Annotated in this window: 13 protein-coding genes; 5 read left to right on the top strand and 8 right to left on the bottom strand. The window is 67.0% G+C overall.

What is annotated here, in order from left to right; all coding sequences use genetic code 11:
* Nucleotides 1–37: 37 nt before the first annotated feature.
* From ACVOMC_RS13555 to ACVOMC_RS13535, 5 genes are read right to left on the bottom strand one after another with little or no spacing between them, the layout of a single operon-like run.
* Entirely contained in the window at nucleotides 38–436 is a 399-nt protein-coding gene (locus ACVOMC_RS13555) for a hypothetical protein (RefSeq protein WP_057505777.1), read from the bottom strand.
* Nucleotides 437–495: 59 nt separating this feature from the next.
* The gene (locus ACVOMC_RS13550; protein ID WP_481524363.1) at nucleotides 496–1,782 is read right to left on the bottom strand and encodes a DUF445 domain-containing protein; all 1,287 of its coding nucleotides are present in this window, start codon (nucleotides 1,780–1,782) and stop codon (nucleotides 496–498) included.
* Nucleotides 1,783–1,788: 6 nt separating this feature from the next.
* Nucleotides 1,789–2,214: a hypothetical protein gene (locus ACVOMC_RS13545; protein WP_481524362.1), complete on the bottom strand. Its 426-nt coding sequence runs from the start codon at nucleotides 2,212–2,214 to the stop codon at nucleotides 1,789–1,791.
* Nucleotides 2,211–2,855, bottom strand: a complete 645-nt coding sequence (locus ACVOMC_RS13540) for a DUF5671 domain-containing protein (RefSeq protein WP_481524361.1) — start codon at nucleotides 2,853–2,855, stop codon at nucleotides 2,211–2,213. The genes ACVOMC_RS13545 and ACVOMC_RS13540 overlap by 4 nt, the downstream gene beginning before the upstream one ends.
* A 52-nt stretch (nucleotides 2,856–2,907) precedes the next feature.
* Nucleotides 2,908–3,798 carry a ParB N-terminal domain-containing protein gene (locus tag ACVOMC_RS13535; RefSeq protein WP_481524360.1) on the bottom strand — a complete coding sequence of 297 codons (891 nt, stop codon included), beginning with the start codon at nucleotides 3,796–3,798 and terminating at the stop codon, nucleotides 2,908–2,910.
* A 168-nt stretch (nucleotides 3,799–3,966) separates the two neighbouring features.
* On the opposite strand from ACVOMC_RS13535, the gene ACVOMC_RS13530 reads away from it, so the two are divergent.
* The 3 genes from ACVOMC_RS13530 to ACVOMC_RS13520 all read left to right on the top strand — a co-directional run bounded on the left by ACVOMC_RS13530 (nucleotide 3,967) and on the right by ACVOMC_RS13520 (nucleotide 7,319).
* The gene (locus ACVOMC_RS13530; RefSeq protein ID WP_481524359.1) at nucleotides 3,967–5,469 is read left to right on the top strand and encodes an aldehyde dehydrogenase; all 1,503 of its coding nucleotides are present in this window, start codon (nucleotides 3,967–3,969) and stop codon (nucleotides 5,467–5,469) included.
* Between the two features lie 83 nt (nucleotides 5,470–5,552).
* On the top strand, nucleotides 5,553–5,930 hold the full coding sequence (locus ACVOMC_RS13525) for a YajD family HNH nuclease (RefSeq protein WP_481524358.1): 378 nt from the start codon (nucleotides 5,553–5,555) through the stop codon (nucleotides 5,928–5,930).
* A gap of 87 nt (nucleotides 5,931–6,017) precedes the next feature.
* Complete coding sequence (locus ACVOMC_RS13520; RefSeq protein ID WP_481524357.1) at nucleotides 6,018–7,319, top strand: MFS transporter; 1,302 nt, start codon at nucleotides 6,018–6,020, stop codon at nucleotides 7,317–7,319.
* Between the two features lie 116 nt (nucleotides 7,320–7,435).
* Here the strand turns inward: ACVOMC_RS13520 and ACVOMC_RS13515 are convergent, their stop codons facing one another.
* From ACVOMC_RS13515 to ACVOMC_RS13505, 3 genes are all read right to left on the bottom strand, one after another.
* A complete protein-coding gene (locus ACVOMC_RS13515; protein WP_054657113.1) occupies nucleotides 7,436–7,897 on the bottom strand; it encodes a bacteriohemerythrin in 462 nt (153 codons plus the stop codon).
* A 105-nt stretch (nucleotides 7,898–8,002) separates the two neighbouring features.
* On the bottom strand, nucleotides 8,003–9,307 hold the full coding sequence (locus ACVOMC_RS13510) for a diguanylate cyclase (RefSeq protein WP_481524356.1): 1,305 nt from the start codon (nucleotides 9,305–9,307) through the stop codon (nucleotides 8,003–8,005).
* 66 nt (nucleotides 9,308–9,373) lie between these two features.
* Complete coding sequence (locus tag ACVOMC_RS13505; protein WP_481524355.1) at nucleotides 9,374–10,666, bottom strand: NAD(P)/FAD-dependent oxidoreductase; 1,293 nt, start codon at nucleotides 10,664–10,666, stop codon at nucleotides 9,374–9,376.
* A gap of 181 nt (nucleotides 10,667–10,847) precedes the next feature.
* Here ACVOMC_RS13505 and ACVOMC_RS13500 point away from each other — a divergent pair, with 181 nt between their 5' ends.
* Complete coding sequence (locus ACVOMC_RS13500) at nucleotides 10,848–11,618, top strand: gamma-glutamyl-gamma-aminobutyrate hydrolase family protein (protein WP_481524354.1); 771 nt, start codon at nucleotides 10,848–10,850, stop codon at nucleotides 11,616–11,618.
* Nucleotides 11,619–11,624: 6 nt separating this feature from the next.
* Nucleotides 11,625–13,013 (top strand): glutamine synthetase family protein, encoded by a 1,389-nt coding sequence (locus tag ACVOMC_RS13495; protein ID WP_054657121.1) that lies wholly within the window; start codon nucleotides 11,625–11,627, stop codon nucleotides 13,011–13,013.
* Nucleotides 13,014–13,079: the final 66 nt, after the last annotated feature.

The raw sequence follows: 13,079 nt of genomic DNA, 5'->3' as shown, positions 1-13,079 counted from the left end.
CAACCGCTGCCATCCACCCCAGACGCCGGCGCGGCGATCAGCGCCGGCAGGCTTCTTCGATGGATTTTCCAAGCGCGTCGGCGTCGGCGCGGCCAAAGGTCTTGGCCAGCTCGTGACGCCACTTGGCGTTCTCGCAGCGTTCCGGATCGGCCGCCGCATCGATGACGGTGCCGCGCACGCTGGCCGGCTGGCCACGGCCGGCGTCGGCCTGCATGCGCGCCCGGGCGCGGCGCAGCATTTCCTCGTTGCGGTAGCGTTCCTCGTACGTCAGGCGCGGATCGCCCACCACCTTGCGGCTGACGCCGGTGTCCTGCTCGATCGGGCAGGGCAGTGACTGGTAGATGGTTTCGCTGCCCTTGAGGCACTTGTAGACACGTTGTGCGCAGGCGTCGCCAGCCAGTGCGCAGATGGACAATGCCAGCAGTTTACGTTTCATCGATCCCCCCGGAGTGGGCGGAGCTTACTGCATGCCGGCAGATGCCGCAGCAGCCGGTCTCAGAAACGCAGCCAGCCGGTCAAGGCATGCAGCAGCAGGCCGATCAGGCCGCCGACCAGAGTGCCATTGAAGCGGATGTACTGCAGGTCGCGCCCGACGCTCAGTTCCAGCTGTTCGACCAGTTTTTCCTCATCCCAGCCTTTCACTGTCTGCGCGATATGGGTGGTGACGCCGGCACGCAGGCGGTTGGTGAGTTTCCCGGCGCCGGCCAGCATGTGCTGGTTGAGCGCATCGCGCAGCGCCGGATCGCGACTGATGGCGGCGCCGAGCTGGCCGAGGCTGCGCTCCAGATGGCCGGCCAGCGCCGAATCCTCGCGCGCCAGATCCTCGCGCAGGAAGCCGTGCACGCGCTGCCACAGGCCCTGCACATAGTCCTGCAGCGCCGGGTGGTCGAGCATCTGCTGCTTGAGCGCGTCGACCCTGTTGGCCAGCGCGGGATCTTCGCGCAGCCGGCGCATGTAATCGCCCAGCCAGCGCGCATAGTCCTGCCGCAGCGGATGCTCCGGCTGCGACAGCACCGCCTGCAGTTCTTCCAGCGCCGCGCAGGCCAGGCGGTCGGCCAGCGAGTCGCCGATCTCGTCGACCGGTTTGACCCAGTCCACGGTGTTGGCCAGCTTGGGCCACTCCTTGCGGATGTAACGCACGATCAGCGCCGAGGCCTGCTGGCGGACACTGTCGTTGTCCAGCCAGCCGGCAACACGCCTGAGGCCTTCGTCGAGCACGCGCTGGTGGAGGTTGTCGGCGGTGAGCAGGCCCAGCAGATCGCCGGCGGTGGCCGCCGCGTTCCACTGCCGCAACTGCTGGACCACAAAGCCCTGGATGGAGCGACGCACGGCGGCCTCGTCCAGCAGATCCAGCGCCTGTACCGCCCAGCCGCGCGCCATCCCGGCCAGCATCCTGGCCTGCGCCGGTTGCGACAGCCACTCGCCCAGACGGGTGGCAGGATCGAATACTTTCAGCTTGGCCAGCAGTGCCTGCGGCTCAAGGAAATGGTCGCGCACGAATACCGCCAGGCTGTCGGCGATGCGCTCCTTGTTGCGTGGAATGATCGCCGTGTGCGGGATCGGCAGGTTCAACGGCCGCCGGAACAGCGCCACCACCGCGAACCAGTCGGCCAGTGCGCCGACCGTGGCCGCTTCGCAGAACGCCCCGACCCACGCCCAGATGCCACGCTCGTCATTGAGATGACTGACGATGAAGCCGGCCAGCATCGCCAGCAGCATCGCCAGCGCATAGCCCTTCAGGCGCCGCAGCTGCGCGCGGCGCGGATCGCACGGCGTGTTCACCGCCGCTCAGTCCTCATCCTGGAGCGAACGCCGGTAGCAGTGCTCACCGGACGGGTGGTTCCATGCATTGAAGGCGGTGCCACGGCGCAGGCCGACATTGCTGGCGGTGGCGAAGCGGGCACACAGTTCGAAGTGGCTCTCATCCAGACGGCGGTAGCGGTAGTCCGGCCCGCCCTGCGGGTCGGACAGGTTCAGCGCCATACCCGGCTGTGCGGCAAGCGCCGCCACGTCCGATGGCAGCTGGTCGTGGCTTTGCCGGTAGCTGCGGATGGCGCTGTCGAGATTGCGCAGATCCTGCACGCGACTGTCATCTAGGCGTTGCAGGCGCTGTTGCGCGGGGGAGTCGATGATCCACACGCCGGCGGCCACGGCCAGCGCGGTGACGATGCCGGCGGCCCACAGCAGGCGGCTGCCCCAGTTGCCATGGCTCATGGTGTGGCCTCCTCGCGCCGCAGGTCCCACAGGTACCAGCCGAACACGGTACCGGCCAGCACGCCGACCACCAGCACCTTCAGGCCGAAGCGCAGGCTCAGCTCGCCGCCGAGCACGTTGTAGACCAGCGTAGTGAGGTCACCGATCAATACGGTGGCGGCGATAAACAGGGTCAGGTAGGTCAGCCAGCGGCGGACCGGTGACAGCCGCTTGATCGGATGCCGGGTCACGTCACGGCTGATCCGCTGCGACAGAAAGGCAAATACCGGAAAGCTGATCACCAGCGCCGAGACCGACCAGCGGATCGCTGGGCCCAGTCGCAGCACTTGCCATTGGGCATCGGCCGGGTCGGGCAGGGCGTGTTCGATCAGCTTGAACAGCAGGCTGCCCAGGTTCCATGCGAAGAAATACAGCGTGCTGAACAGCAACAGATAGACGAAAGCCTCCCGTGCCGACAGCGAGGCACGGGGGCGCGGCACCGGCAGGGGAAAGTCCACCTCGGCCCAGCTGTCCAGTGCGCCACGGGCCTGTTCGCTGCTCCAGCCGGCCGCCAGCAGCGCCTGGCTGACCTGCTGGCGGGTATGCCCGCGGATCAGGGCGTCGCGGACGAACGATTCAAGTTCAGGGGAAGCCGATGCCATCGCGAGCTCCTTGCAGGGCGTGGCCGCAGCGTAGGGCGCGCGGGCGGGGTGATCAAGCGTCGGCGTCTTCGGCCGCTGCATCGCTACGCTGGGCTGCAACGCGGGCGCGCAGTGCGTCCAGCTCCATGCGCAGCGCCTGGTTCTCGGCGGTCAGCGAGGCCACCCGCTGACGCAGCGCCTGCACTTCCGCGCTATCGAAGGTGTCATCTTGGCCATCAGCCTCGGCGACGCCCGGCGATGGGGCGTTGTCCTCGTCGCGCGCGGCCTTGGGTTTGCGCTTGGCTTCGCGCACGCGCTTGACCGCCTGCTTCAGCTCTTCCTTGCCGCCCTTGGCCGCCGCGCGCTGTTCCTCGGCCGGCAGGCTGGCCACGGTGGCAGCGGCACTGAGCGAGATCGCACCCACGCGCATGGCTTCGATCACTTCCGGTGTGGCGTGATCGTGGATCTTCTCGATCATCGTCACCTGGCTGGGGCTGAGCTTGGCTTCGCGCGCCAGATCGGCCTTGGACAGCTTCGGCGCCGGTTCCCACGGAGGGGTATCGGTATCGCCCTCGTTGGCCGCGCTGGCCGTGGCTTCGCCTTCACTCTCGCGGCGCAGCTGTTCCTGTTCGGCGCGGCGTCGGGCTTCGATGATGTCGCGCTTGCGCAGCGCCAGCACACCGCGCTGGTAGTCCGACACGCTGCGCCGGCCCAGGTGCTGCTCGATCATCCACAGGTGCACGTCGTCCATCGACTTGAACCGGGTGTTCTGCACCGTGTTGAACGGGATGTTGTGGCGGGTGCAGATGCCGTAGCGGTTGTGGCCGTCGATCAGCACGTTGCCCCACAGCACCAGCGCGTCGCGACAGCCCTCGGCCAGCAGGCTGCGCTCCAGCGCGTCGTGCTCGTCCTGCGTGAGCGGGTCGATATAGGCCTTGAGTTCTTCGTTGACGATGATGTCCATGTGCACTGCCGGTAAAACATTGGGGGCGGCATTGTAGTGATCGCGGCGCGCGGGCGGCCAATCCGGTCCGGTTCAGGCCACGCGCGATTCATGCCGGGTGTGCACGGGCGCCGGCGTAACATGCAGGCGTGCGGCGCTGTGCCGCGTCCTGTACGTCCGGAAACCGTCATGACCATTCCGCACCTGCGTGAACAGTGGCAAATGCTGGCCGATGGCCTGGCCTTGCGCACGCGCGCGTTCATCGATGGCCGCTATGTGGATGCGGCCTCCGGGGCCACGTTCACCTGCATCAGCCCGATCGACGGCCGGGTGCTGGGGCAGGTGGCCGATGGCGGGCAGGTGGATATCGACCGTGCGGTGGCCGCGGCGCGGCGCAGTTTCACTGCCGGGCACTGGTCCGGACTCAAGCCGGTCAAGCGCAAGCAGGGGTTGCTGCGGCTGGCGGCGCTGGTCGAGCAGCACGCCGATGAGCTGGCGTTGCTGGAAGCCCTGGACATGGGCAAGCCGGTGGCCGAGGCGCGCCGGGTCGATATCGGCGGGGTGATCCGCTGCCTGCAGTGGACCGCCGAGGCGGTGGACAAGCTCTATGGCGAGATTGCGCCGACCGGCACTGACGAGCTGGGCCTGATCACCCGCGAGCCACTGGGGGTGATCGGCGCGATCGTGCCGTGGAATTTCCCGCTGCTGATGGCGGCGTGGAAGATCGCCCCGGCGTTGGCGGCCGGCAACTCGGTGGTGCTCAAGCCTTCGGAGAAATCGCCACTGAGCGCGCTGCGCTTTGCCGAACTGGTGGCCGAAGCGGGCCTTCCCGAGGGCGTGTTCAATGTGGTGCCGGGCAGTGGCAAGGGCGCCGGCGAACCGCTGGCCCTGCATATGGACGTGGACGGACTGGTGTTCACCGGTTCCACCGCGGTGGGCAAGCGCCTGCTGCAGTGTGCGGGGCTGTCGAACATGAAACGCGCCTACATGGAGTGCGGCGGCAAGAGTCCGAACATCGTGTTTGCCGATGCCCATGATCTGGACAAGGCGGCCGAGGCGGCGGCCCGCGGCATCTTCTACAACCAGGGCGAGGTCTGTACCGCCGCCTCACGGCTGCTGGTGGAGCGCCCGATCAAGGATGAGTTCGTTGCCCGGGTGGTCGAACATGGCCGGAAAATGCAGCCTAGGCATCCGTTCGAGCCGGATGCGGCGATAGGCGCGATGGTGGACGAGGCGCAGACCGCGCGGGTGCTGGGCTATGTGGAAGAGGGCATCGCCGAGGGCGGGCGTCTGCTGCTGGGCGGCAAACGTGCCCAGGTGGTGGCCGGCGGCTGTTACATCGAACCAACCGTGTTCGACGAGGTGGCGCCCTCCAGCCGGATCGCCCGCGAGGAGATCTTCGGCCCGGTGTTGTCGGTCATCGCTTTCGATGGCGAGCCGCAGGCCCTGCAACTGGCCAATGACAGCGACTATGGCCTGGCGGCCGGCGTGTGGACGCGGGACATCTCGCGTGCCCACCGCGTCGCCCGCGGCCTGCGGGCGGGCAGCGTGTGGGTCAACTGCTGGGATGGCGGCGACATGACCGCGCCGTTCGGCGGCTACAAGCAGTCCGGCAACGGCCGCGACAAATCGCTGCATGCCTTCGACAAGTACACCGAAATGAAGGCGACCTGGATCAATCTGCGCAGCTGACCGCTACGCGGCGCGTTGGCGCTGGTGGCGGCTGCGCGCCGGCGCTACAGTCGCGTCCATCTGTCCTACTTCCGGCAATTTCCATGTCCTCCAAGTCTTCAGGTCCTGACCATGCCGCGCTGGATCGCATCGTGGCGCAGGCCCGGCGCGATGCCGAACAGCGCGAGAAGGGCTACCGCGAACGTGCATTGAAGATGTACCCCTGGGTCTGCGGCCGCTGCGCCCGCGAATTCACCCGCGCCAACCTGACCGAACTGACGGTGCATCACCGCAACCACGACCACGATTTCAATCCGCCCGACGGCAGCAACTGGGAGCTGCTGTGCGTGTACTGCCATGACAATGAGCATTCGCGCTATGCCGATTACACCGGCGTGGCGGCCAACCAGGCCGAAGAACGCACCGCGGCGGCCACTGCCAACCCGTTCGCCAACCTGAAGGCATTGCTCAAGCGCGAATAGCACCGGCCATCGGTGGCGCTTGCAACCGTTGCTTGCCGGCCGCGGCGGCCGTGGCAGAATCCTGCGGAAATTTCCGGTGATCCTCCGATGACGTCTTCTTTGCTGACCGCGCCTGCCGCCAATTCTCCGCGCCGGGTGCTGGCGGCCAGCCTGGTCGGCACCACCATTGAATTTTTCGATTTCTACATCTACGCCACCGCCGCGGTGCTGGTGTTTCCGCAACTGTTCTTCCCGGAAAGCAGCCCCCAGGCGGCGCTGCTGCAATCACTGGCGACCTTTGCGGTGGCCTTCATCGCGCGCCCGGTCGGCTCGGCGGTGTTCGGCCACTATGGCGACCGCATCGGCCGCAAAGCCACCCTGGTGGCGGCGCTGCTGACGATGGGCCTGTCGACCGTGGCCATCGGCCTGCTGCCCACCTATGAGCGCATCGGCCTGATTGCGCCGTTGCTGCTGGCGCTGTGCCGTTTCGGCCAGGGGCTGGGACTGGGGGGCGAATGGGGGGGCGCGGTATTGCTGGCGACCGAGAACGCGCCGCCGGGCAAGCGGGCGTGGTACGGAATGTTTCCGCAGCTGGGTGCGCCGCTGGGGTTTCTGCTCTCGGCCGGCACGTTCCTGCTGCTGGGCAAGGTGATGGACGATGCCGCGTTCCTGGCTTGGGGCTGGCGGGTGCCGTTCGTGGCCAGTGCATTGCTGGTGATCGTCGGCCTGTGGGTGCGCCTGAACATCCACGAGACCCCGGATTTCCGCAAAGCACTGGAAAACGGCCAGCGGGTGCGCCTTCCGTTGCGTGACGTGCTGGCCGGGCATGGCTTTGCGGTTGTCGCCGGCACCCTGGCGGCCTTTGCCACCTTCGTGCTGTTTTATCTGATGACGGTGTTCACCCTGGGCCATGGCACCTCGGCGCTGGGGTACGCGCGCGAGGAATTCCTGCTGCTACAGATGGTGGGCATCCTGTTCTTCGCCGCGGGCATCCCGCTGGCCGCGCTGTATGGCGACCGGCGCGGCACCTTGAAGGCGATGTTATGGGCGACGGGGGCGATCTTCGTCTTCGGTCTGCTGTTCCAACCGCTGTTCCAGGCCGGGCATCCATGGCAGGTACTGCTGTTCCTGTCGCTGGGTCTGTTCCTGATGGGGCTGACCTACGGCCCCTGCGGCACCATGCTGGCCAGCCTGTATCCGGTGCAGCTGCGCTATACCGGCGCGTCACTGTCGTTCAACCTGGCCGGGATTCTTGGTGCGGCGCCGGCACCGTATGCGGCGACCTGGCTGGCCGGCCGCTTCGGGATTGCCGCTGTCGGTGGCTATCTGTGTGTGACCGCGCTGGTCACCGGGGCGGCGCTGTGGGTGCTGATCCGGCGCCGGCGCCAGCGCGCAGCGGTACCCGCGTAGGCACTTTGCGGGCCGCGGCTGGGTTGTGGCGGTTCAGCCCAGCTGGCGGATCACCCTCACCAGCCAGCGCAGGCCGGTGAACGGTTCGCGGTGCAGGGCGTCGGCGCGGCCCATGCTCAGTGGAACAGGCGCTTGAGCGTGCGTCCCAGCCAGCCACCCTGCTGGTGCTCGCGGGTGAACTGGTTGAGGTGGCGCTTGACCTGTTCGGCATAGGCCTTGTCGTCACCGCGGATATGGTTGAACAGCCAGCGCGAGAGCATGTTGCGCAGCTCGTCGGTCACATCTTCGCCGGCCTGGAAGCGCAGGCGGTATTCGGACACGCGCTTGCCGAACACCTCATGGACCCGCTTGTGGGCGGCACAGAACGGATAGCCGGCTTCTTCCATCAGCTCTTCCTCGAAGGCGAAGTGCGACATGGTGTAGTCCACCAGTTCGTCGATCACTTCGGCCACCGCCACGCGCTCCAGGCTCTTCTGCGCGACGTGCAGGTGGTTGAGCATCTCCACGATACGCATGTGCTGGTGGTCGATGACTTCCACGCCCGTATTGAGATCGTCCTGCCATACCAGTAGTGCCACTGCGCGTTCTTCCTGTGAGAGCTGTGGGCGGCACTCTAGGCAGTGGCGGCCCGGCGCGCGTTGATCTGGATCAAGGCCCGCCGGCGACGCCAGTGGCGCTGGCCATCACGGCAGCTGCTGGCTGCAGACGCGGTTGCGCCCGCCGGCTTTGGCCAGATACAGCTGGCGGTCGGCCTCGGTGATCAGCTGGTGCAGGCTGCCGTGGTGGGCGGGCATGTGGCAAAGGCCGATGCTGACGGTCATGCGCAACGTGCTTTCGCCAAATTGCAGCTGCAACGCCGCCACGGCCTGGCGCAGCTGCTCGAAGTACTCGATGCTGCGTGGCTCGTCCAGGTCGTTGACCAGCATGCAGAATTCCTCGCCGCCAAAACGCGCGCTGAGGTCGTGCGGCCGGGTGTGGGCCTGCAGCACCGCGGCGACCGCACGCAGCGCCTGGTCGCCGGCTTCGTGGCCGAGGCTGTCATTGATGTGCTTGAAGTGGTCGATGTCCAGCATCGCCACGGTGATGGCGCCGGTTCGGTTCTGGCCCAGTTGCCGCTGACTCTGCTCCAGGAAACTGCGCCGGTTGGGCAGGCCGGTAAGGAAATCGCGCGTGGCCAGATCCTGCAGGGTGCCGATCAGCTCCAGCTGGTCCACATTCTGCGAGATGCGGCAGAAAAACTCCTCGCGCGAGAACGGCTTGCGCAGGAAATCGTTGGCGCCGTTCTTCAGAAAACGCGGGATCAGGGACGGATCGGCGTTGCCGGAAATGCCGATCACCGCCACCTTGTCGCGCGCGCGCAGCGCACGCAGCCGGCGGGTCAGTTCCACGCCATCCATGCCCGGCATTTCCTGGTCGACAATGACCAGGCGGATCGCCGGATCGGTTTCTATCACCTGCAGCGCGCTGGCGCCGTCGGCCGCCTCGCTGACGTGATAGCCGTACATGCCCAGCAGCGAGGCCGCATACGCGCGCGCCGAGGGCGAGTCGTCCACCACCAGGGCCGAGATGCGCCGATTGCGTTCCAGGCGCTGCACCAGCCACACCAGGTAGTCGATGCTGCCGGGGGTGTTCTTCAGCACGTAGTCGATGATCTGCTGCTGCAGCACGCGTTTGCGCAGGCCCTCGTCGTAGACGCCGCTGACCACGATGGTGGGCAGGCCGCGATCGACGAAATAGTCGACCACGCGGTCGCGGTGCCCGTCGGCCAGTACCAGCCCGGTCAACACCAGGAACCAGCCGCCTTCGCTGTCCAGCAGTTCGCCGGCCTCCTCCAGGGTGGAGGCGACGCTGACCGGCAGCTCCAGGCGCTGCTCGATGGCTGCGCGCAGCATGGAGGTGAACGTGCGCGAGTTCTCCACCAGCAGGATCCGCTGGGGCAGCGGCGTGATCGGGCGGCTGTCGAAAGTGGCCTGCGGCAGGGCAGGCATGGGGGCAAGGTGCTGGGGCATCACAACCGGTAGCGGCGGCTGCCGTAAGAACTTGAACCGGTTGGCCTAGCCGAGCAGATCGCGCAGCTTGTACCAGGACATGGCCGCCACCAGCAGTGGCATGCGCAGTGCTTTGCCACCGGGGAACACGCCGTGTGGGATGCGCTCGAATACGTCCAGACGTTCGGCCTGGCCGGCAATGGCGGCGGCGATCACCTCGCCGGCCAGACCGGTGCTGGCCACGCCATGCCCGGAAAAACCCTGGGCGAAATAGATGTTTGGCGTCAGCCGCCCCCAGTGCGGGGCGCGGTTGCGGGTGATATCGATATAGCCGCCCCACAGGTACTCCAGCTCCACATCGGCCAGCTGCGGAAACACCCGGCGCATGCGCCGGGTCATGCTGGCGCGCAGGCCCGGCGGCGGCAGCGCCGAATAGTTGGCTTGGCCGCCGAACAGCAGGCGGTGGTCGCGGCTCAGGCGGAAGTAGTCCAGCGCCCAGTTCACGTCGGCCACGGCCATGTCGTTGCGGATCAGTGCCCTGGCGCGCTTGGCGCCCAGCGGTTGGGTGGCGCCGATATAGGTGCCGACCGGCATCATCCTGGTTTCCAGTTCCGGCGCGATGCCCTGCAGCCAGGCGTTGCCGGCCAGCACCACAAAATCGGCGCTGAGCTGGCCCTGCGCGGTATGCAGCACCGCCCGTGGGCCGCGCTGCAGCCGCACCACCGGCGAATGCTCGTGGAGCGTGACTCCGGCGGCTTCGGCCGCACGCGCCAGTCCCTGCGCGTACGCCAAGGGATGCAGGTGGCCGCTGGCCGGGTCATACAGCGCACCGAGGTAACGCTCGCTGGCCAGTTCCTGGCGCAGGCGCGCGCGATCCCACCATTCCAGCGGGTAGTCGTAGCGGGCGGCCATGCGCTCGATGTCCGCCCGCAGGGCGCGTTCCTGGCGCGGCTGGATCGGCACGCTGGCATGGCCGTCGCGCCAGTCGCAATCGATGTTGTGGCGGGCGATGCGGTGTTTCAGCATCGCCATGCCGTCGCGCGAGAAATCGAACAGCCGCCGCGCGTCGGCCTCGCCGACCAGTGCTTCCAGGGTGTCCGGCGCGCAGCCGTAGCCGACGATGGCCTGGCCACCGTTGCGTCCGGAGGCACCCCAGCCGACCCGCTCGGCTTCCAGCACGCTGACGCGGTAGCCCTTTTCGGCCAGGGCCAGTGCGGCGGTCAACCCGGTATAGCCGGCGCCCAGGACGGCCACGTCGGTCTGGGCCGGACCGCGCAAGGGCGGGCGGGCAGGCACTTCCGCCTGGCTGGCGGCATACCAGCTGGGGGGATAGCCGGACTGGGGGGTGTCCACGGACATCAGGCGGATTGATCGGTCAGGTCGGGGGCGGGGAGTGTAAAGCGCGCGGTGTGCAGGGCGCGCACCTGCCATGCCCGCAGGTGACCGGTGTGCCGGGCACGGGTTGAACGGGGCCGGGTGTGTGGTTGCCTAATCGCAGGGGGGGCGGTAGCGTGCTCCGCATCTTTCCAGAGCATGACGCATGGCCAGCCTGCCGCTGGTCGGCTTGCCCACCGACCGCAAGCCGATCGGCTCGCATCCCTTTCTCGTGGTCGGTGAGAAGTACGTGCGCGCCGTGGCCGAGGCTGCGCAGGCGATGCCGGTCGTGCTTCCCCTGTTGCAGCCACCGCTGCCGGCCGATGCCTGGCTGGCACGGCTTGATGGCCTGTTGCTGACCGGGGCAACCAGCAATATCGAGCCGCACCATTACGCCGGCGGTTCGAGCTGGCCCGGCAATCCGCACGACTCGGCACGCGATACCAATGTGCTGGGCCTGATCCCGCAAGCCATGGCGATGGGCCTGCCGATCCTGGCGATCTGCCGCGGCTTCCAGGAGGTCAATGTGGCCTGTGGCGGCAGCCTGCATCCGCAGGTGCACAACGTGCCGGGCCTGGCCGATCACCGTGAAGATCCGGATTCACCGCTGGATGTGCAATATGGGCCGGCCCACCGGCTGACGTTGACCTCGGCGGGCCTGTTGGCCGGCATTGCCGGTACGGGCGAAGTGCAGGTCAACTCCGTGCACGGCCAGGGCGTGTCCCGGCTGGGCGAGGGCCTGCAGGTCGAGGCACGTGCGCCCGATGGGCTGATCGAGGCCTTCCGTGGCCCCGGCCGTGGCCCCGGCTCATCGTTCCTGCTGGGCGTGCAGTTCCATCCGGAATGGCGTTTCAGCGAGAACCCGTTCTATTGCGGTATTTTCAAAGCCTTCGGCGAGGCCTGTCGCCGCTACCAGTCGCAGAAACAGAAAAGTTGATCCGTCATGACCTCGCGCCCCCGAACCCGCAAGACCGCTGCCAGCGTGCAGGAAGAAAGTTCCCTGCTGCGCTGGCTCAAGGAACGGCACATCACCGAGGTCGAATGCCTGGTGCCGGACATCACCGGCAACGCGCGCGGCAAGATCATCCCGGCGGACAAGTTCTCCCACGACTACGGCACGCGTCTGCCCGAAGGCATCTTCGCCACCACCGTCACCGGTGATTTTCCCGATGACTATTACGAACTGACCTCGCCGGCCGATGCGGACATGATCCTGCGCCCGGATCCGGACACGGTGCGCATGGTGCCCTGGGCCACCGACCCGACCGCACAGATCATCCATGACTGCTACACCAAGACCGGTGAACCGCACGAGCTGGCGCCACGCAACGTGTTGCGGCGGGTGCTGGCCGCCTACGAGGAGCTGGGCCTGAAACCGGTGGTCGCGCCGGAGGTGGAGTTCTTTCTGGTGCAGAAGAACACCGATCCGGATTTCCCGCTGCTGCCGCCGGCGGGCCGTTCCGGACGTCCGGAAACCGCACGGCAGTCCTACTCGATCGACGCGGTCAACGAGTTCGACCCGATCCTCGATCTGATGTACGACTACTGCGACGCGATGAAACTGGACGTGGACACGCTGATCCATGAATCCGGCGCCGCGCAGCTGGAGGTGAATTTCACCCACGCCGATGCGATGTCACTGGCCGACCAGGTGTTCCTGTTCAAGCGCACCATGCGCGAGTCGGCCTTGCGCCACGGGGTGTATGCGACCTTCCTGGCCAAACCGATGGAAACCGAGCCGGGTAGCGCGATGCATATCCACCAGAGCCTGGTGCGCATCAGTGACGGCCGCAACGTGTTCGCCGGCAAGAAGGAGGGCGAGTACAGCGCGCTGTTCGAGAGCTATCTGGCCGGCCTGCAGAAATATGTGCCGATGGCGATGGGGTTTTTCGCGCCGAACGTGAACTCCTACCGGCGTCTGGTGTTCGGCGAGGTTTCGCCCAGCAACGTGGAGTGGGGCTTCGACAACCGTACCTGCGGCCTGCGCGTGCCGATGGACACCCAGGAAAATGCGCGGGTGGAAAGCCGCTTTGCCGGCTCTGACGCCAATCCGTATCTGGCGATGGCCGGCACCCTGGCCTGCGGCCTGCTCGGAATCCGCGAGAACCTCAAACCGACCGCGCCGGTCACCGGCAATGCCAAGGGGCTGGGGTACGAGCTGCCGCGCTCGCTGGGTGAATCGCTGGACGGACTGGAAGGCTGCGATGCGCTGCAGGAATTGCTGGGACGCCGTTTCTGTCGCGCCTACATCTCGGTCAAACGCAAGGAATACGAGACCTTCTTCCGCGTGATCAGCTCCTGGGAACGTGAATTCCTGCTGCTAAATGTATGATTTCGCGGAAATTCACAGCGATGGATGGGTGCAAGTGCTGCGTGGCGAGGGTTCGCTAAGCGGCCC

The sequence above is a fragment of the Stenotrophomonas sp. STEN014 genome, assembly GCF_056760315.1.
This window is presented reverse-complemented; position numbering and strand designations above follow the sequence as displayed.